17 protein-coding genes are annotated in these 19,345 nt (G+C 39.3%); 6 read left to right on the top strand and 11 right to left on the bottom strand.

From position 1 onward, the window contains the following. Nucleotides 1-45: 45 nt before the first annotated feature. The 4 genes from AC5JMK_RS09765 to AC5JMK_RS09750 form a co-directional block, all read right to left on the bottom strand. Entirely contained in the window at nucleotides 46-1,080 is a 1,035-nt protein-coding gene (locus tag AC5JMK_RS09765; protein WP_096674465.1) for a glycosyltransferase family 2 protein, read from the bottom strand. Between the two features lie 988 nt (nucleotides 1,081-2,068). Further along, nucleotides 2,069-2,530, bottom strand: a complete 462-nt coding sequence (locus tag AC5JMK_RS09760) for a ferredoxin (protein WP_096674467.1) — start codon at nucleotides 2,528-2,530, stop codon at nucleotides 2,069-2,071. Beyond that, nucleotides 2,530-2,916, bottom strand: a complete 387-nt coding sequence (locus tag AC5JMK_RS09755; protein WP_096674469.1) for a DUF1257 domain-containing protein — start codon at nucleotides 2,914-2,916, stop codon at nucleotides 2,530-2,532. Before AC5JMK_RS09755 ends, AC5JMK_RS09760 begins: the two co-directional genes overlap by 1 nt. 45 nt (nucleotides 2,917-2,961) lie before the next feature. Further along, nucleotides 2,962-3,171: a DUF2997 domain-containing protein gene (locus AC5JMK_RS09750; RefSeq protein WP_016859569.1), complete on the bottom strand. Its 210-nt coding sequence runs from the start codon at nucleotides 3,169-3,171 to the stop codon at nucleotides 2,962-2,964. 648 nt (nucleotides 3,172-3,819) lie between these two features. Here AC5JMK_RS09750 and bioU point away from each other — a divergent pair. Continuing rightward, entirely contained in the window at nucleotides 3,820-4,842 is a 1,023-nt protein-coding gene (gene bioU, locus AC5JMK_RS09745; RefSeq protein WP_096674471.1) for a (S)-8-amino-7-oxononanoate synthase BioU, read from the top strand. Between the two features lie 109 nt (nucleotides 4,843-4,951). Here bioU and AC5JMK_RS09740 read toward each other — a convergent pair whose 3' ends face one another. The 7 genes from AC5JMK_RS09740 to AC5JMK_RS09710 all read right to left on the bottom strand — a co-directional run bounded on the left by AC5JMK_RS09740 (nucleotide 4,952) and on the right by AC5JMK_RS09710 (nucleotide 12,766). Then, nucleotides 4,952-5,578, bottom strand: a complete 627-nt coding sequence (locus AC5JMK_RS09740; protein WP_096674473.1) for an OmpA/MotB family protein — start codon at nucleotides 5,576-5,578, stop codon at nucleotides 4,952-4,954. A 1-nt stretch (nucleotide 5,579) separates the two neighbouring features. Next, complete coding sequence (locus AC5JMK_RS09735; protein ID WP_495909962.1) at nucleotides 5,580-7,526, bottom strand: hypothetical protein; 1,947 nt, start codon at nucleotides 7,524-7,526, stop codon at nucleotides 5,580-5,582. A gap of 12 nt (nucleotides 7,527-7,538) precedes the next feature. Next, on the bottom strand, nucleotides 7,539-7,907 hold the full coding sequence (locus tag AC5JMK_RS09730; RefSeq protein WP_096674475.1) for a hypothetical protein: 369 nt from the start codon (nucleotides 7,905-7,907) through the stop codon (nucleotides 7,539-7,541). Nucleotides 7,908-8,006: 99 nt separating this feature from the next. After that, nucleotides 8,007-8,159, bottom strand: coding sequence for a hypothetical protein (locus tag AC5JMK_RS09725; RefSeq protein ID WP_495909985.1), 153 nt, complete (start codon nucleotides 8,157-8,159; stop codon nucleotides 8,007-8,009). 91 nt (nucleotides 8,160-8,250) lie between these two features. Beyond that, nucleotides 8,251-9,471, bottom strand: a complete 1,221-nt coding sequence (locus AC5JMK_RS09720) for a type II secretion system F family protein (RefSeq protein ID WP_096674477.1) — start codon at nucleotides 9,469-9,471, stop codon at nucleotides 8,251-8,253. Nucleotides 9,472-9,556: 85 nt separating this feature from the next. Continuing rightward, nucleotides 9,557-10,684 carry a type IV pilus twitching motility protein PilT gene (locus AC5JMK_RS09715; protein WP_096674479.1) on the bottom strand — a complete coding sequence of 376 codons (1,128 nt, stop codon included), beginning with the start codon at nucleotides 10,682-10,684 and terminating at the stop codon, nucleotides 9,557-9,559. Nucleotides 10,685-10,753: 69 nt separating this feature from the next. After that, nucleotides 10,754-12,766 carry a GspE/PulE family protein gene (locus tag AC5JMK_RS09710; RefSeq protein ID WP_096674481.1) on the bottom strand — a complete coding sequence of 671 codons (2,013 nt, stop codon included), beginning with the start codon at nucleotides 12,764-12,766 and terminating at the stop codon, nucleotides 10,754-10,756. 391 nt (nucleotides 12,767-13,157) lie between these two features. Between AC5JMK_RS09710 and grpE the strand changes: the two genes are divergently transcribed. The 5 genes from grpE to rsgA all read left to right on the top strand — a co-directional run bounded on the left by grpE (nucleotide 13,158) and on the right by rsgA (nucleotide 19,214). Continuing rightward, a complete protein-coding gene (gene grpE, locus AC5JMK_RS09705; RefSeq protein WP_096674483.1) occupies nucleotides 13,158-13,895 on the top strand; it encodes a nucleotide exchange factor GrpE in 738 nt (245 codons plus the stop codon). 245 nt (nucleotides 13,896-14,140) lie between these two features. Next, the gene (gene dnaK / locus AC5JMK_RS09700) at nucleotides 14,141-16,102 is read left to right on the top strand and encodes a molecular chaperone DnaK (RefSeq protein WP_096674485.1); all 1,962 of its coding nucleotides are present in this window, start codon (nucleotides 14,141-14,143) and stop codon (nucleotides 16,100-16,102) included. A gap of 588 nt (nucleotides 16,103-16,690) precedes the next feature. Continuing rightward, the gene (gene dnaJ, locus AC5JMK_RS09695; protein ID WP_096674487.1) at nucleotides 16,691-17,821 is read left to right on the top strand and encodes a molecular chaperone DnaJ; all 1,131 of its coding nucleotides are present in this window, start codon (nucleotides 16,691-16,693) and stop codon (nucleotides 17,819-17,821) included. Beyond that, on the top strand, nucleotides 17,818-18,075 hold the full coding sequence (locus tag AC5JMK_RS09690) for a sulfurtransferase TusA family protein (protein WP_096674489.1): 258 nt from the start codon (nucleotides 17,818-17,820) through the stop codon (nucleotides 18,073-18,075). Before dnaJ ends, AC5JMK_RS09690 begins: the two co-directional genes overlap by 4 nt. Then, a complete protein-coding gene (gene rsgA / locus AC5JMK_RS09685; RefSeq protein ID WP_096674491.1) occupies nucleotides 18,072-19,214 on the top strand; it encodes a small ribosomal subunit biogenesis GTPase RsgA in 1,143 nt (380 codons plus the stop codon). The genes AC5JMK_RS09690 and rsgA overlap by 4 nt, the downstream gene beginning before the upstream one ends. Nucleotides 19,215-19,345 lie beyond the last annotated feature (131 nt).

Here is a 19,345-nt window from a genome sequence, read left to right as displayed (position 1 = left end):
CATAGCCTGCATCAATCAAGGTTGTTTTTAGTTACACCAAAAAACTTATCCTGCTGCTTTGATTGCTGTCATGTTTTTCAGTTTGCTTAACCAGTCTTTAACAAAACCTTTTAATTTCAGTTCTGTGTGATGTTGCCATTCAAAGAAAGGAGCGAAACCTAAAGACAATGCAAAAATTCGCAGTTGCAAAACAGGCGAATCACCCAACTGTTTTAACAAGGTAACAAGTTCTGCTCTTTCTTTTTGATTAAAAATAGGAAGAAAACAATAGGCTGAGTGTATGATTGCTATCTTGCGTCTCTGTTTATCTAACACTTTTGTGTTCCAGCCTCGCCGTTGAAAAGCAGGGAAAAAACTCTCTTCAAAAATCCGAATATATCCTTTTAGCTGCAAATGTTTCCGTTTGGAACGTGTTTTATTCACATCAGTCCAAACTCGATATTTTGCTAATATTTCATCTGCATAAACATTTCCATAGCCAGCATCGGCGATTCTGACAGATAAATCATAATCTTCAACATATTCAGGCCCATTTTCGTAATATCTTAGTTCTTGGAGTGCCTTGGTTCTAAACATGATAATATTCGCTGCTACTCTATAGCCAGTAACTGCTGCCATTAGCGCGTCATCTGAATTTTGAAACTCTTTTTTTCTGACAACTCGTCCTATGGAATGATTTTTTCCATACTCATCCATTTCCTGGATAGCAGTATGAGCATAACCAGCTTCTGGATATTTTTGTAGCAGAGAAACTAATTTCTCCACGTAATTTGGCATTAAAGCATCATCTGAGTCTAGACGTACGATAAAGTCAGTTTTTGGCTGACTCATTAACCAAGAATTATTACCAGCAATACCCATGTTTTTAGGTTGCTGATAGTAATGCACTTGCGGAAACTGCTGACACAACTTTTCCATCACTTGAGGTGTTTTGTCAGTACTGTGATCGTCTGAAACCCATACTTCCACGTTTGGATAAGTTTGGCGACAAGCACTAGTTACGGACTCAATCAAGTATTGGGCTTGATTATAAGTGGGAATACATATAGCAACTGAGGGAATATTTGGCATTGAAGTCATATCAAGTTTAGTCTTTTGTGTTGTGTTGTGTTACTCTGAAGAGCGGTAACAGAATTAAGCAATTACCAACTACGTTTAATATCCTAATTGCAGAGATAAAATCTGTTATGTCGCGATAATTTTCTGGGTACAAAGTGTTGTTACTTTACCCTTGTGACAAAAACTCAACTATAGTCTAAACCTTCGTTTTTGCAAATAAATTAAGTGACACTTATCCAAAGCGACTTTGAATGTTACTCCAGTCACTCTTACTGAATAAATGTTTCAAAGAATTATACAAAGTAAGGCTTTACCCTTAATATTTGGCAAACTCTTGATTTTATTATTCAGTAATATATATATGGATAAAGTGTTAACACACCTATTCATCCAGATTAACTAAACTATTGGCGAAAAATTCATGGTCAACCTAGTACATTTGCAGTACTGAAAGGTAAACATAGAATAAACTTCTATGTTGTCGTGTAGAATCTCTCTCCAGCAAGATTAAGAGAATAGAATCCTTATCACTTTTTACAACTACAGACAGAAGCATTTAAATCAATCTACTCAGGGTGGAGTTAAACCACCAGGAATCCTCACAGCATAGACACTCTGAAGCACTAGATCATATTCGATGAAAAGACTACCCCCTAGCAATACTTGCTGGATGTGAGCCAGGAAGATTGAATTTGTTGAACCTAGCTTAAACATAAGAGCGTCCTCTGACTTTTTATTTCAGAGTTGTGCTAGCGTCTGCACATACCCACTGCTTCACATTTTATATTCTTTAGTGAAGCATTAATTAAAGATGTTAAAGCAATCAAATCTAAAACAACACTAGAAATCAAGCAAGTTCACAAACAATTCACGTTTTTACATAAAATTTTTATCAAAAAATCATGAAGCACAAAATAAAAAAACTAAAAATGTGAATAATTTGCTTGAAAAAATAAAAAGGCTGGATTTCCAGCCGTCTTCTTTATGATTATTTCGGAACCAGTTGTATTTAATAACGGGATTTTTTTGGTTTTGATTTTTGCTTTTTGCGTCGTCGCTCAGAAGTTGCAACTGCACCTTCTACAGGGTAGCCGACAACAGGTATGACTTGATACTTACGTTCTTCTTCCAAACGTTTTATTTCGGTGTAATCAATCCAATGGATACAATCAACTGGACAAGTATCTATTGCCTCTTGAATTATTTCCTCGGAATCACCATCTTGACGCATGACACGCGATCGCCCATAATCTGGTTCTATATAGAAAGTGTTACGGGCAACAAAAGCGCAGTGCTTACAGCCAATACAAGTGATTTCATCAACATACACACCCTTTTGACGTAGCATACCCCCTAACTCCGGCTCTAAACCAGAGCGTTCTGGGGCGTCCCGCAAAAAGCCGCCTAATTCTGGTTCGAGTCCAGATCGGTTATCTTCCTGTTCTTCCAGCGACGGCAAAAAATCAGACATTACGCACTCCAGCGTTGCACTACCAGACGAATTGAACCATCTTCATTTTTTTGTTGTTCAGCAACTTGAAAGCCTGCCTTTACTGTCTCTTTCATGACTGTTTGATAAGCATAGCGCTGCGTTACCTGGCGCAAGAATCCTTCCACAGATAAGTTTTGTTGCCAATATTGCAAATCAGCTACCAGTTCGTATTCTTTGCCATTCCATTTGAAACCAACATCGTAGCCATTTTCTTGCTCGATAGTAATCTCAGCACTGTGAGTTTGACCACGATAGCCACGCACTTGACGCGGCCCTTGCTTCCAGTCTAAACCCAAGTCAGAGAGAGCATCTTGCAAAGACTCAAGGTTACGGATTTGGGTTTTAATTTGGCTAAAGTGTGACATGGTGGTTATGAATCGACTAAACTAAATGTTTGTGTTTGTGTAAATTTACCAACCGCTATGAGTGGTTTGTGTGTTCACCACTCCAGATTGCTGCACCTTGGCGGCAAAGAATTCTGATGTTGGCTCATGACTAAGCACTTGTCCCAGCTGTGCTTCTATAGCCGCAGTCACTTCGGCGCAGGAATTACCTACAATACCTGTGACTTTCTCCTGTACCCGACCATCTGGATAAATGATGAATTCTAATGTCTCCATGCTTTTGGTCTAACCACAAATAGTACGCTTGGCTTGTACTGCTCTAGCAAATGGCTAAAAATGTAGCTCTAGGGAACAGCATTTTTCCTTAGCCACAAAATTAGCTATTTGTTAACTAATGTTCCATCTCTCAAAATATATATCTCAGAAAATTTACAAAAGTTATTAATCTTATTAGTTAACACATCTATTACATGTAAGTTTCTCTTAACCTAATCGAGAAGTCAAGCTCAAAATTTAACTCTCAAGAAATTTGTTAAAAACGGCGAAACCATAACTATGGTTAGGTTAGACAGTAATATCTGTTAAAAAACAATGATTTTTATTGAAAAACTCTATCATTATGATGAATTTTGCAAGATGAGAAGCGATTCTCCAAAGGAGACGCTACGCGAACGCACTTAAATTTGTACTGAAAAAATTCCTGCACCGAAAACCACTGATTCCGCACTAGGTACTACGATGCTTTGCTTTGGAGTTCTTTGTGGAGAAAATCTGTATCTAAAAATAAAAAATCGATCTGCCAAGCCAACAACCCAGCATAATAAATCAAGATAAAATTTCTCGCGACTAGCCAAAAGCTACAGTCATAAGACTTAGAACTAAAGCTAAATGCGAAAGCTAATTATTTAACTGAGCTAATTAACCATGCATACAGAACAAATAATAGGTTCTACCAATTTTGCTCAAGCGATACGTATCGGAGTACTGGGTTTTGGCGGATTGGGACAAGCTGCGGCGAAAGTCCTAGCCCAGAAACAAGAAATGATATTAGTAGCAGCAGCAGATAACAAAGGTTATGCTTATGCTACCGAGGGTTTAAATGCCGAAAAGTGCATCACTACATATCAATCTCAAGGTTCGCTTGGTTATTTAGAACCATTTGGTACATTAACCAATCAAAGTATTCAAGATTTAATCGAAAGTAATCAGCCTGTAGATGGTTATTTTTTGGCTTTACCAAACTTACCTAATGACTTTATCGCCACTGTCACCAAGCAATTTATTGATTCTGGTTGGCGTGGGGTATTAGTAGATGCGATTAAACGCACCAGTGCAGTAGAACAGTTATTAACCTTAAAAGAGGAACTACAAACCGCAGGTATTACCTACATGACAGGATGCGGCGCGACACCGGGACTATTAACAGCAGCAGCAGCGATCGCAGCTCAAAGTTATGCAGAAATTCATCGAGTCGAAATTACTTTTGGGGTGGGGATTGCTAATTGGGAAGCTTACCGTGCCACTATCCGCGAAGATATTGCCCATATGCCTGGTTACAATGTAGAAACAGCTAGGGCGATGACAGATGCAGAAGTAGAAGCACTTTTAGATAAAACTAATGGTGTGTTGACATTAGAAAATATGGAACACGCCGACGATGTGATGTTAGAGTTAGCAGGAATTTGTGCGCGCGATCGCGTCACTGTTGGCGGTGTTGTCGATACCAGAAATCCCAAAAAGCCCCTCAGCACCAACGTCAAAATCACAGGGCGGACTTTTGAAGGTAAGATTTCCACCCATACCTTCACATTAGGAGATGAAACCAGCATGGCTGCAAACGTGTGTGGTCCAGCTTTCGGCTATCTCAAAGCAGGAATAAACCTACACCAACGCGGTATCCACGGAATATTCACCGCCGCCGAAATTATGCCCCAATTTGTGAGATAAGTTTGTAGTAAGCACTTCAGTGCTTAAATTTAGAGGGCTAAAGCCCTCACTACAAACCTTCAGATTTATTTAATTTATTGAAGATGCTAGATGATTTCGATTTTGACCATTATAATGATTTTTTGGCTAGCTCATCACTACGAAATTGTAAACGGAATAGTACTTTACGATCAGCAGGGTTATCACGAGTTTTATCGGCTTCAATTTCTCCTCTTCCTGCGGCTAAAATTTTCTGACTTAAAGATGCTTTAGTCGAAAAAATCAAATCATAAAATATGAACTTATATACAGATGAAGCTCTCAGGACACTCAATTCCATATTCGTTTTATCATCTCCTTCAGAACTAGTGTGACCTTCGATCACAACACGAGAAATTTCGTTTTCTATTTCTGGTTTGGAGAAAATAACTCGACTATACACAGGAATAAATCTACGAAGGAAATCTTTTCCTTTTGGTTTAAGTTCTGTACTCCCTTGAGCAAAGAGAATTGATTCCTCAATACTAATATCTCCAGTTTCAGGATTAACCTGAACGTTAATATTATTGTTTTTCATTTCTCCAATCACATTACCAATCACTACTCGTTTAGGCTCATCAATTTGAGCTAACGCAGTGATAAAAAGCAGTACAAAGAACATTAGTAATCCAGACATTAAATCACCGATAGAAAGATATATACTTGCATCATCATTTTCGGTATTTTCTGGTTCGTAATCCCATGTAAAATTTTGCATTTTAATGGTTTCCGTTGAAGTGATTACGGTTATCGGTAGCTTTGACGAGAACATCAGCAGAATTATATAAGTTTTGACAAACTTGAGTTATTGCAGTATCTGCTTCATTGAAAAAATGAGTTTGTGTCTGTTCAAAATGATTTTTCCAAGCGTTTAATGAACTTTCAAAAGTGTGAGATAATGCCCGATACTCACGTTGTATATCTCTAAGTTGAGTCCCAAGATCACGAGCAATTTCTTGTAATTGTATTAGCCTATCACTTGAATTTAGTCCCATAGCATTTACCAGTTCGCCCACTTCTCTACTGGTACGACTGACTAAAATCATATCTTTTTGAACTTGCTCAGATAATTCTCTTCTACGCTGATATTCTTCTTGAAAAATATTATTGAGGTGGTTTACCACTCCTGATAAACCATCTCTGTGTTCTCCTAGTGTTTCCTCTAGAAGATTATTTTGCTGTTCAAAAAAATTATGCAAATTTGCGTGATATTCTTCACGAAATGCTGTTAAAGCTTCCTCAATCGTATGATGACAAGCCATAAGTTTATGATCAATATTTCCCAAAGTATTAAGTAAGTTATCTTTGGCTCTATTCATCAGAGAAGATGCTTCATTTCCAGTAGTTTGTAATTCTTCTTTAAAAGACGTATGAGCTTGAGAAAGAATATTAATCATTCCAGTACGAGTTTCTTGTAACATTTCTTTTTCGATCTTTGCTCGTTGTTGCAAAGCTTGTTCCAATTCTTCTCTAATCCCTCTAAACGTTGCGGCTGCATTTTCAGCACTTTCTTGAAATGCGGTTCTTTGTGCAGTCATTCCTTCAATACTTTGATTAACCGCACGATTTATTTCTACTGCTGTTTGTTCTAAAACACCTTTTGTATCTGTTTGAAATTGGCTGAGAGTGTGACTTAAGTCGTTAGCAAATCCTTGGAGTTGCGTCAATGTTTGTTGCTGAAAATGCTGAATTGTTGTGATAGATGTTCCCAAATCTCGGTGAAGAGTCAGGACTGCTTCAGATGCTTGCTCTGTTAATTCAGCACTTCTATCAAGTCTATCTGCTATCGGTTCTAATATCTGAATTCGTAAATCTTGAATTAGGTTCTCTAAAACTCTCTGTCCTTGATTTTCCTGTAATTCTCTTGTCTGATGCTGCTCTTGATGTATAGCTTTCAGTCCCGGTAAAAGAATTGTTCGTATTTGCTGACCAATTGCTTCTCCAATCAATTCTCCAATCAATTCTGCATTTGGTGGTTGTAGCCAAGATAAATTTTTAGCAACACGATTTAAATTATTAACAATCTGTTGAAGACTATTTGCTTCTTGAACTGCTGCTATTTCTTGAGTAGCTATCTCATCTAATTTTTCACGTAGACCGTCACGTTGATTTTGTTTGATAGAATCAGTGGTGAATAAAACTAAGGTAAAAACACTACCAGAGCCGAGTCCCATTAATGATGTTGAAAAAGCTGTTTTCATACCTGCAATTAATTGTTTAATAGCAGGCATTAATTGCTCAATATTTCTGGTATCTAAATTGACATTTTGCAATCCTTGTTGAATACCATAAAAAGTTCCCAAAACACCAATAGCAGTACAAAGAGTTGTGACAAAACGAAGAGAACTACGCGGTACAGAACGAGATAAAATAGCTGGATATTTAATCAGTAGATATTTATGATTTATGCGTTGAATTCTATGCTGTTCATCAGTTCCTAAATGTTCATTCAACCAACTACGAACTTCAACACTTCGATGATTTAAATTTTGACCCTTGAACCATTTAGTCAAAAGATTAATAGCAGTTTGAGTTGTACGAAACTTCAAGCAATAACAAAACATGCTATATAACTCAACACAAATTGCCAATATTAATAATATGGCTGTTGCGTAGTGAAAAGGAGTATTATCCCAAATAATGTCCCAAATTTTGAGCATATCCATATAGCTCTCCTTTTAATTTATATTTATTGATTGTTTAGTAAATTTATGTAATTCTTGCTCTGTGAGAAATTCTTTCGCTACTCTCACAGGGAGGTGTTCTGCATACAAGCGATCGCCTATCTTTTCCCGTAGTTGCAAGCTGTAAATTTCCTCACCTACTTGATTAGATTCAACTGAATCCTTAACTAGATAAACTTGATCAGGAGCATGTTCTCTTAGTAACCGTACCTGCAAGCACGTTTTTAAATCTCGTGTTGAAGTAGAGAGAGGAGAATCATCACCAAATAATTTTCGTGCAGCTTTCCAAGCATGATTAACTGCAACAATCTCTCTTACCAACTGTTCAACAGATGCTTGGAAAAGATGTTCAATTTTATCCATCGATATGTAATATTAATGCTTTGTTTCCGATGGTTTTATTGTTCCCGTAAAAGTATTGAATATAGCTTTAAATTTAAATAAAAAAATCTAAAATTTTTATTAATCCACATCGGTGATAATACTTTCGTCTGCACGACGTAGACTAGGAATCATTTCTAAGTATGGACGATATTGCTTGAGTAAAGCGATCGCACCAATATAATTACTGTACTCAGCTGAACTGTTTTCATAATATGATTCTTTGATAAACATGATTAAAATTATGAATTATAAATTATTATTTTTTTTAATTAAGGATGAAAAAAATAATTTTATCTTTCATCCTTTATCCTTAATTTTTCGACTAACCCAGCTTTTCAAACACCTTAAATAAAGGCAAATACATCGACATCAAAATAGTACCAACCATTCCTCCTAAAACGACAATCATAATAGGTTCCAAAACACTGGTAAGTGCTTTGACTGCTTGCTCTACTTCATCTTCGTAAAAATCAGCTATTTTCATTAACATGCCATCTAATTCACCAGTTTCTTCACCAATGCTAATCATTTGAATCGCCATAGGCGGAAAAACTTGCTCTTTTTGTAAGGCGATGCTAATCATTCCTCCTTGTTGAATTTCTGCCCTTGCTCCATCAATAGCATTTGAAACAACTTGATTACCAGAAGTATCTCGCACAATTTCTAAAGAAGTCAGAATTGGTACACCTGAACGAGTCAAAGCACCAAAAGTACGACTAAAACGAGCAACAGATGACTTTTGAATTAAGTCACCAAACAACGGCATTTTTAAGGAAAGACGATCAATTGTTTCCTTCCCAATACGGGTTTTATAGTACTGTTTATAAGCAATTCCTGATCCTATCAAAGAAACAATAACAACCAAAATTCGCCAACTCCGCAAAGTTTCGCTACAAAACATCATAAATTGAGTCAAGGGAGGTAATTCTGTTCCTAACTCTTGGAAAATTTTGGCAAAAATTGGAATTAGAAATACTGTCATCCCCACAAAAATAGAAACCGCAATAATACTAACCGCAACAGGATAAGCAAGCGCTGATTTAATTTGGTTTTGTAAACGAGCTACATCTTCTAATAATTTGGCTAATCGATTTAGTACTTCGTCTAGCACACCGCCAACTTCACCAGCCTGAATCATGCTGACATATAAACCATCGAAACAATCAGGATGCTTACGCATTGCATCCGAAAGATTTATCCCATTTTGGACATCATTACTAATATCCACAAGAGATTGTTTAAGTTTAGGATTACTACATTGCTCAGACAGTACTCCCAAACTTCTAACAATAGCTACTCCTGCATTCACCAAAGCCGCAAATTGACGAGAAAAAACAGCTTTATCCTTAACTGAAACCTTGACTAATGAAGTCTGAAATTTTTTCAGATCAAAATTTCCCAAACCTTCAGATTTTTTTAATTCTTGGACAACAAATCCTTGCTGTCTAAGTCTTGTACGTGCTTCTACCAAATTTTTCGCAAATAATTTTTCTGTTTTTGATTTCCCTTGCGAATCCCGAACACGAGCAACGAATGCAGGCATAAAATTCCTCTATCCGCATGAAATTAATAATAAATTGTTGCTTGTTATTTGTTGATTTTTGAGAAATACTTAAACAACAAAATTTTTAATGTGCTTTTACAGTTCCAGCAGTACCTACTTTTCCAGCAGCAGGTGATGCAGCAGGACCAATTAGACGTTGCACTTCATCTGACTTAGAAGTTTTAGACATTGCTGCTTCAAAAGAGATAATTCCTGATTTATACAAATCAGCTAAAACTTTCTCCAGAGTTTGCATACCCAATTTGCCACCCGTTTGAATAGCGGAGTAAATTTGTGCTGTTTTGCCTTCGCGAATTAAGTTAGAAATAGCCGGAGTAACTATCATTATTTCCTGTGCCATCACCCGACCAAATTCACCAGGTTTGGGATTTTTTTTAGAAACTAAAGTTTGGCTAAATACTGCTACTAGAGAGTTAGATAACTGTACCCTAACTTGGGTTTGTTTTTCATGAGGGAAAACGTCAATAATTCTGTCAACAGTCTGTGCTGCTGAACTTGTGTGTAAAGTACCAAATACTAAATGCCCAGTTTCAGCAGCAGAGATTGCTAAAGAAATAGTTTCTAAATCCCGCATTTCTCCCACAAGAATAATATCTGGATCTTCCCGCAAAGCAGCTTTTAAAGCATTGGCAAAACTTTTTGTATCCTCACCCAATTGTCTTTGATGAACAAGACTTTTGATTGGTTCGTAAACAAACTCTATCGGATCTTCAACTGTCAAAATATGTTCTGCTCGTGTGCGGTTAATTAAATCAACCATTGCCGCTAGAGTAGTTGTTTTTCCAGAACCAGTGGGACCTGTAACTAAAATTAATCCTCTAGGTTTTTCCGACATTTCTCTTACTACATCGGGCAAACCTAATTTATCAAAGTTAGGTATTTTAGAACTTAATGCTCGCAAACAAGCTGCATAAGAACCGCGTTCTTTATAGACATTGACGCGGAAACGTGCTAACCCCTTTACGCCATAAGAACAATCTAACTCCCAGTTCTGTTCTAATGTTTTTCGTTGGGAGTTATTGAGCATACTAAAAATTAATCTTTGGCATTGATCGCCAGATAGTGGCTCTTCTCCGATGGGCGTCAGTTTACCACTGATACGAAAATATGGTGGCAAACCAGCAGATAAATGCAGATCCGAACCACCCATTTCAATCATTTGCTCCATTAAATCTTCAATCATCATTTCCATAGTTTTTTCCCTTTGTTATTAGTTGGTTGTTGGTTGTTATTCAAATGACCAGTAACAAATGACTATTGACTAATCCTGAAAACGAGGTGTAAGACAATATGGACAATCCAACCATTCAGGCTGCAATCCAGCATTACAAGTCCTACAGGTAAGACTAGTTTTGCGTTTGGCTTTCAATTCTGCTTCTAGTCCTGTGTCAGTAAAGGTGACTCGTTCTACTTCTTCTAGAGTGGTTGAACCTTGACGTACTAAATCCAAGCTGTACGACAGTAGAGTTTTCATACCCTCTTCTACTGCAACTTCTTTGATGCGTTCTGTTGGTGCTTCTTCGTTAACGAGGGTTTGCAAATTTTCGCTGATTCGCATCACCTCATAAACGCCACAACGTCCTTTGTAGCCCACGCCATTACAGCTTGGACATAAATGACCTTGGGTTTTGGCTTCTTGAATTTGGTCTAGGGTCAGAGTATTAGCTTTATAAAAGGTTATTCCTACTTCCTGGGAAGCTGACAAACCATAGCGTGCAAGTTCTTCTACTGTGGGTGTGTAAGGAATGCGACACTCAGAACAAACACGCCGTACCAAACGCTGTGCTAAAACACCGATCAGCGAACTGGAAATCATAAAAGGCTCAATACCCATTTCTCCTAAACGAGCGATCGCACCAGGGGCGTCATTAGTATGTAAAGTAGTCAATACCAAGTGACCAGTTAATGCTGCTTCAATCGCTGTTTTTGCTGTTTCCTTATCCCTTGTTTCACCCACCAGCAGCACATCTGGATCTTGCCGCAAAAATGCTCGTAATGCAGTCGCAAAATCTAATCCTTTTTCTCTAATCACTTGTACTTGAGTAATTCCCGCCAAGCTATACTCAATTGGATCTTCTACAGTACTGATATTGATTCCCGGCTCATTTCTTTCTGCTAGTGCCGAATATAGCGAAGTTGTTTTACCAGAACCTGTTGGCCCAGTTACTAAAATTAACCCAAAAGGACGGCTCACCATTTCCTGGACAATATGTAATGTCTCTGGATCAGTAATTAACTTATCCAAACCTAGTTGAGTTGCAGAGTTATCTAAAATTCGCAGTACAACTTTTTCCCCGTAGCGACTGGGTAAGGTATTAACACGGAAGTCCACTTTACGTCCCTCGAACAATCGCCTAATCCGTCCATCTTGGGGTAAGCGTCGTTCTGCAATATCTAAACTGGCGATAATCTTAAACCGTGCAGTCACAGCAGGAATAATTTTTTTGGGCAAAGGGTCGAAAGCTTCCCGTAACACCCCGTCTTTACGAAAGCGAATCCGGAGGTTTTCTTCTTGAGGTTCTATGTGAATATCAGATACTTTCTCATGTAATGCTTTTGCCAAAATTCTGTTAACCAGATTGATTACAGGAGCATCCTCAGCACCTTTCATCGCTGCTCCCAAATCAGCCTCGGATTCCTCTGGAGCGTCGTCTAGGTTGAGGTTGTCTAGATTTTCTAAATCTTGATTAATATCTGTATATTTTTCTTGTTCTAAGTGCTTTTGCCGAACAGCTAAATCATCCAGGTATACATTGATCAACAATTGGTAGTCTTCTTGGGTAATTACCATGCGCTGCAAGGTCAACCCTTGGGGACGCAAAACCCGATTTAAGTCATCCGAAGCTTCTAGATTATCTGGATCGACCATCGCCACTAAAACAGAGGGTGGGTTTTGCTCCTCGTTTTTCGACAGTGGTACCAAGCGGTGACGACGACAAATATCAATTGAAATGAGACTATCAATCAGATGGGCTACTGTTGTGTTGCCTACTGAACTAATTTCCGGATCGAGGGATTCTACGCCGTAAAGTATTTTAAGTTCAAATAGCTGTTGTTTTTTATACTGCCTAAGTAATTCTGGTGATAATTGCCGTCCCGATATTGATTCGAGTACTTCTGTTAAAGGAATACCAGACTTACGGCTTTCAATCAGCCCTTGTCTCATCTGTTCGCTGTTGACAAAGCCAGATTGTACAAGTTTGTTGCCGAAGGGCGAAAATTCGACTCTGGTAGACAGAGCTGTACTACGCCGTTGTGGTGACGAGTTAGTCATAAATCAGCTATAAATAGCAGGAATCTCTCAATAGAGTATTCCCAAGCTGTGAACAAGAATTTACATACCATTTAATATAAATTGAAAATTGACAGACTACTAGCATCAGTATCTGCACATAATATGTCCAGCATTTGTCAAAATAGATGACGGTGATATCAATTCCAGGAGATATCGGCAACAAAATGCGCCTACTGTTGCAATCTCTAGCAAGAGACTACTTCTTGCGCTCTTGTATAGCAAGGTTAAAGACTCAAAGGCAGAGGTTTTCTCATTTTTTAACCTTTACTTTAGTCCTTAATTTTTTCTCAATTTCTACAAGAAGTTTAATGTATGACTGCAAAGATGGCGATAAATTGTCGTATCAAGCATCTGGGATAAGTACATAATGATGGACGAATATAAAAACAACACAAATCAGCAAGTGGGTGAACCAACAGAGGTCAAGCAAACAATGAATAGTGACTCCTCAGTTCCAATGAATGACAACGAACCTGGCACCGAGGTGACAGACGAAGTGACAACCGAAACTAACCTACCCGAAAACACAGTTACACCCAGCCAAGAAAATGGGGTTGCTGCTAGTCAGACAACAACAGTTGATACGGCTGCATCACCACAGATGAATCAACAAATCGAATCTCTCAAAGCTCAGTTAGAAGAACGTAGCAGCCAGTATATGCGAATTGCGGCAGATTTTGAGAATTACCGCAAACGCACAATCAAAGAAAAAGAGGATCTAGAAGTGCAAGCAAAGCGGAATGCAATTAATGAATTGCTACCAGTAGTCGATAATTTCGAGCGGGCGCGATCGCAAATCAAACCCCAAGACGATGGGGAAATGGGAATTCACAAAAGTTATCAAGGAGTTTACAAATTACTAGTAGATAGCCTGAAGCGCTTAGGTGTATCACCCATGCGTCCTGAAGGACAACCATTTGACCCCAACCTACACGAAGCAGTAATGCGCGAACCTACGGATGAATATCCTGAAGGAACAGTGTTAGAAGAGTTAGTACGCGGATATTACTTGGGCGATCGCGTGCTACGCCATGCAATGGTTAAGGTGGCTGCTCCTAAAGAAGATACGCCATCTTCAGAGGAAAATCAGTCTCCTCCTGTAACATAGTTAAATTGTTGTTTGTCATTTGTCAATAGACTAATAACCAATGACTAACTAGGCGCTCATTGCGTATAAAAACGCATAAAAGGTAGTCCGCGAAATATAACGCCCGAAGTTTTGTCGCCTTCCTCAGTGGAAATGCTTACGGAGAGACAGTTATCAATGGACAAATACCACTGAAATAACTGTCCTCCAAAAGCTGTTGCTTATACTTCGATAAATAAATACCCAGTAAAAATACTGCTATATATATGGGAAAAGTTATTGGGATCGACTTAGGCACTACCAACAGTTGCATCGCAGTTTTAGAAGGTGGTCAACCAATTGTTATTGCTAATTTAGAAGGCGGACGAACTACTCCTAGTATTGTGGGCTTTGGCAAAGGGGGTGAACGCTTGGTCGGTTCACTGGCAAAGCGCCAAGCTGTAACAAATGCGGAAAATACAATCTACAGTATAAAACGGTTCATTGGTCGTCGCTGGGATGACACAGATGCAGAACGCGATCGCGTACCTTACAACTGTGTCAAAGGTCGAGATGATACTGTTGATGTTCAAATTCGTGGACGTAACTACACACCACAAGAAATTTCCGCCATGATCCTACAAAAACTTAAACAGGATGCGGAAAACTTTTTGGGTGAACCAGTAACAAAAGCAGTAATTACCGTACCTGCTTATTTTACAGATGCTCAAAGACAAGCAACAAAAGATTCTGGTACGATCGCTGGACTTGAAGTACTGCGGATCATCAACGAGCCAACCGCAGCCGCTTTAGCTTTTGGTTTAGATAAGCAAGACCAAGAACAATTAATTTTAGTTTTTGATTTGGGAGGTGGTACTTTCGATGTATCCATCTTGCAATTAGGGGATGGTGTGTTTGAAGTTAAAGCAACGAGTGGTAATAATCACTTGGGTGGAGACGATTTTGATAACTGTATCGTCCGTTGGATGATAAATACATTTTTACAACAAGAAAAAATCGATCTTTCCCAAGATAAAATGGCCTTGCAACGCTTGCGGGAAGCAGCAGAAAAGGCAAAAATTGAACTCTCAAGCATGATGAGTACTTCAATTAACTTGCCGTTTATCACTGCGGATGAAACAGGCCCGAAGCATTTAGAAATGGAACTCGCCCGTGCTAAATTTGAAGAATTGACAGGTCATTTTATAGAAGACATCATCAAACCGATGGTGCAAGCACTCAAAGATGCAGACCTCAAACCACAAGATATTGATCGAATTATTTTGGTAGGGGGTTCTACTCGTATTCCTGCTGTCCAAAATGCCTTAATTAAATTTTTTAACGGCAAAACACCAGATCGCTCTATTAACCCAGACGAAGCAGTAGCACTCGGAGCCGCTATCCAAGCTGGGGTTTTGGGTGGCGAAGTTGATAATCTGCTTTTATTGGATGTTACACCTCTATCACTAGGAATTGAAACTTTAGGAGAAGTATTCACAAAAATCATTGAACGTAACACCACAATTCCTACCAGTAAATCCCAAATTTTTTCCACAGCTGTTGATGGACAAACCTCTGTAGAAATACACGTCCTTCAAGGTGAACGGGCGATGGCAAAAGATAACAAAGGCTTGGGTAAATTTCTACTCACAGGAATTCCTCCAGCACCCCGTGGTGTACCGCAAATCGAAGTTAGTTTTGAAATCGACGTCAACGGTATCATGAAAGTCTCTGCCCAAGACAAAGGTACAGGTAGAGAGCAGAGTATTCGGATTACCAACACAGGTGGCTTAAGCAGCAACGAAGTTGAACGGATGCGACAAGAGGCTGAAGTGTTTGCTGAAGAAGACAAAAAACGTATAGAAATAGCAGCATTGAAAAACCAAGCAGACAATTTGTTGTATAGTTACGAATCAACACTCAAAGATAATGGCAACTTAATCAGCAAACAGATGAAAAGTTTGGCAGATGAAAAACTTGCCCATCTCCAAGCAGCGATTTATGAATCAAGCATTTCTGTTGCAGAATTCAAACAGCGCTTAGAAGATTTTCAGCAAACTCTATTTAGCATTGGAGCTGAAGTCTACAACCGTGTTAACGATGGTCAAACAGATGATGTCATTTCATATACAGATAGTTCTTCTAGTCCTGAACAATCTGAACCATTGCATAGCACGCTGACACCGCAATTGAACTTTAATTTTGAAGATGAAAATACTCTACATGCTGATTATGAAGCCATAGAGTAGTGTTTAGTGTTAGTAGTTAGTTGTTGCTGGTTGTTTGGAACAAACAACAAAACTAACCACTATCCTTTTTTGCTAGATTATAGAAATGATTTGCTTTGTCATCAGACTCATGGGGGGTTTTCCACACCTATAAGTGCGGCTAGCCCCTCTAATTGATGGGCAGAGTTTTGCTCTCATACGTAGCACAATTGTAAAAGAGACAGCTTCAGGCTAAAGCTTTTGTCGTTTTTCACGGCATCGCGACAACGGAACCCCCGGTGCAACAAGAGCGGTACGCCGCCCAATGCACTGGCTAAGAAACCTCTAAGGGCGCAGTGGCTCCGCAATTGGCGCTGCTTCACGAAAAAAGTACCTGTTGCTGGCAACTTGCTGGTGATTTATATAAAAGGTAAAAGGTAAAATTATATTATTAAGAAAATTTAACTGTTGCCTTCTGCCTTCTGTTTGCCCAAACTTCTTGAGGCGATATTCGTCTCATGATTTTTAGAGGAAGTTGCAACTCAATAGAGTTGACGCCTTAAGTCTTGTGCGTCTACGAAGTTATACCTGCATAGCTGCTTTCTACCTTTTAACTTTCACCTTTGCTATATGGCCCGCGACTACTACGAAATTCTGGGTGTCTCTCGTGACACCGATAAAGAAGAAATCAAACATGCCTATCGCCGTCTAGCCCGGAAGTATCACCCAGATGTGAACAAGGAACCGGGAGCCGAAGAACGCTTTAAGGAAATTAACCGTGCCTATGAGATTCTCTCAGAACCCGAAACTCGTGCTCGTTATGACCGCTTTGGTGAAGCTGGAGTTTCTGCTGGTGCTGGTGTAGGCTACCAAGATGTTGATATGGGCGGTTTTGCCGATATCTTTGAAAGCATCTTCAGTGGCTTTGCTGGTGGTATGGGTACTCAAACCCAAAGACGACGCAGTGGTCCAGTTAGGGGTGATGACTTACGGCTAGACCTGAAGTTAGACTTTCGAGAAGCAGTATTTGGTGGTGAAAAGGAAATTCGCATTTCGCATTTAGAGACTTGTGAAGCTTGTAACGGCTCTGGTGCTAAACCCGGAACTCGCCCTCGTACTTGTTCTACTTGTAGCGGTTCGGGTCAAGTACGCCGTGTCACAAGGACGCCATTTGGTAGTTTTACTCAAGTATCGACTTGTCCCACTTGTAATGGCACAGGTTCGGTTATAGAAGACAAATGCGATGCTTGTGACGGTAAGGGTGCAAATCAAGTTACCAAAAAACTCAAAATTACTATTCCTGCTGGGGTAGATAACGGTACACGCTTACGGATATCTCAAGAAGGAGACGCAGGTCAACGTGGAGGTCCACCCGGAGACTTGTACGTCTACTTGTTCGTCAATGAAGACCAAGAATTCCAGCGAGAAGGCATTAATGTTCTTTCGGAAATAAAAATTAGCTATCTCCAAGCGATTTTAGGTTCTCGTTTTGAAGTAAATACGGTAGATGGGCCTGTGGAACTAATTATTCCACCTGGCACTCAACCAAATACGGTAATGAAATTAGAAAATCGTGGTGTGCCACGTTTGGGGAACCCAGTGAGTCGGGGCGACCACATGCTCACAGTATTGATTGATATTCCGAACAAGATAACTCCAGAGGAACGAGAATTGTTAGAAAAGCTAGCTAAAATTAGAGGAGACCGCACTGGTAAAAGTGGTATAGAAGGTTTTCTGGGCAATTTCTTTCATCAAAGATGAGTCTATTTTCTGTTTCAACTCCTGATGCTCAACTGGACTTGCGCGGCACCCCTTGCCCGATTAATTTTGTACGCACAAAACTTCGTTTAGAACAAATGCAACCCGGATATTTATTAGAAGTTTGGCTAGATCCGGGTGAGCCAATTGAGCAAGTTCCTGATAGTTTGATAATGGCAGGTTATCAGGTAGAACAAATTACAGATTGTGCGGGCTATTTTTCTTTATTAGTACGCCGTCCCATTAGTACCTCATGACGGAAGTATTACAAAATTCCTTCACGTTGTTGGGTACGGTATTAGCCGTGCAAGCTAATTTTTATCGAGTACAGCTAGATCTAGCAAGTGAGGAAAAAGATAAAGAGGACAAGGAAGACAAAAAGCTATTTTCTTCCTTATCTGTCCCTTCTTCTTTGTCTTGTGCATCCCTCCATCCCCCACTCCTCCTTTGTACTCGTAGAACGCGCTTAAAAAAAATTGGGCAGCAGGTAATGGTAGGCGATCGCGTCCTAGTAGAAGAACCAGATTGGGCTGGTCAACGAGGCGCGATCGCTGATGTTTTACCCAGAAAAAATCAATTGGATCGTCCAGCGATCGCGAATGTCAATCAAATTCTTTTAGTTTTTGCTGTCGCCGATCCCCCTCTAGAACCATATCAACTCAGTCGCTTTTTAGTAAAAGCTGAGTCTACAGATTTAGATGTCGTTTTATGTCTAAATAAAAGTGACTTAATTACAACTCAACAGCAAGATCAAATTAATGAACACCTGATCAACTGGGGTTATCAGCCAAGTTTCATCAGCGTATATAAAAGTATAAATATTGACAAATTATCAATCCAGCTCAAAGATAAAATTACCGTTGTTGCTGGTCCTTCTGGTGTTGGAAAGTCTAGTTTAATCAATGCTTTGATTCCTAGCATCAATCTGCGAGTAGGGGAAATTTCTGGGAAACTTGCTCGTGGTCGTCACACTACCCGCCACGTAGAATTGTTTGATTTACCTAGTGGTGGTTTGTTAGCAGATACGCCCGGTTTTAATCAGCCTGATTTGGATTGTTCACCAGAAGAATTAGCTGTTTATTTCCCAGAAGCGAGACAGAAATTAGCAGTTGCGAGGTGTCGATTTAATGACTGTCTACATCGAGATGAACCTGATTGTGCAGTCCGAGGGAATTGGGAACGTTATCAGCATTATTTAGAGTTTTTAGAAGAAGCGATCGCACGTCAATCTCAACTCAATCAGCAAGCTGATCCAGAATCTACTATTAAGGTCAAAACAAAAGGTAAAGGTAAGCAAAAGTATGAACCGAAATTAGAAAGCAAAAAATATCGTCAGAAATCTCGGCGGACACAATTACAAGAGTTGCAAGAGTTGTATCGAGAGAGTGAAGAATAGGGAGCGGGGATTGGGGATTGGGGATTGGGGATTGGGGAAGGTGAGGTTCCCTTTGCTTTTTTCGAGTGTAGAGTTCAAGCATCATAAAAGAATTGGTTAAAGCCTGTTACGATCCCCAGAAAGTCTTAAAA

It is taken from the genome of Pelatocladus sp. (assembly GCF_059505505.1).
This window is presented reverse-complemented; position numbering and strand designations above follow the sequence as displayed.

Coding starts and splice junctions, on each gene's coding strand:
- AC5JMK_RS09765 (WP_096674465.1), bottom strand. CDS start 1,080: ATGACTTCAATGCCAAATATTCCCTCAGTTGCTATATGTATTCCCACT.
- AC5JMK_RS09760 (WP_096674467.1), bottom strand. CDS start 2,530: ATGTCTGATTTTTTGCCGTCGCTGGAAGAACAGGAAGATAACCGATCT.
- AC5JMK_RS09755 (WP_096674469.1), bottom strand. CDS start 2,916: ATGTCACACTTTAGCCAAATTAAAACCCAAATCCGTAACCTTGAGTCT.
- AC5JMK_RS09750 (WP_016859569.1), bottom strand. CDS start 3,171: ATGGAGACATTAGAATTCATCATTTATCCAGATGGTCGGGTACAGGAG.
- bioU (WP_096674471.1), top strand. CDS start 3,820: ATGCATACAGAACAAATAATAGGTTCTACCAATTTTGCTCAAGCGATA.
- AC5JMK_RS09740 (WP_096674473.1), bottom strand. CDS start 5,578: ATGCAAAATTTTACATGGGATTACGAACCAGAAAATACCGAAAATGAT.
- AC5JMK_RS09735 (WP_495909962.1), bottom strand. CDS start 7,526: ATGGATATGCTCAAAATTTGGGACATTATTTGGGATAATACTCCTTTT.
- AC5JMK_RS09730 (WP_096674475.1), bottom strand. CDS start 7,907: ATGGATAAAATTGAACATCTTTTCCAAGCATCTGTTGAACAGTTGGTA.
- AC5JMK_RS09725 (WP_495909985.1), bottom strand. CDS start 8,159: ATGTTTATCAAAGAATCATATTATGAAAACAGTTCAGCTGAGTACAGT.
- AC5JMK_RS09720 (WP_096674477.1), bottom strand. CDS start 9,471: ATGCCTGCATTCGTTGCTCGTGTTCGGGATTCGCAAGGGAAATCAAAA.
- AC5JMK_RS09715 (WP_096674479.1), bottom strand. CDS start 10,684: ATGGAAATGATGATTGAAGATTTAATGGAGCAAATGATTGAAATGGGT.
- AC5JMK_RS09710 (WP_096674481.1), bottom strand. CDS start 12,766: ATGACTAACTCGTCACCACAACGGCGTAGTACAGCTCTGTCTACCAGA.
- grpE (WP_096674483.1), top strand. CDS start 13,158: ATGGACGAATATAAAAACAACACAAATCAGCAAGTGGGTGAACCAACA.
- dnaK (WP_096674485.1), top strand. CDS start 14,141: ATGGGAAAAGTTATTGGGATCGACTTAGGCACTACCAACAGTTGCATC.
- dnaJ (WP_096674487.1), top strand. CDS start 16,691: ATGGCCCGCGACTACTACGAAATTCTGGGTGTCTCTCGTGACACCGAT.
- AC5JMK_RS09690 (WP_096674489.1), top strand. CDS start 17,818: ATGAGTCTATTTTCTGTTTCAACTCCTGATGCTCAACTGGACTTGCGC.
- rsgA (WP_096674491.1), top strand. CDS start 18,072: ATGACGGAAGTATTACAAAATTCCTTCACGTTGTTGGGTACGGTATTA.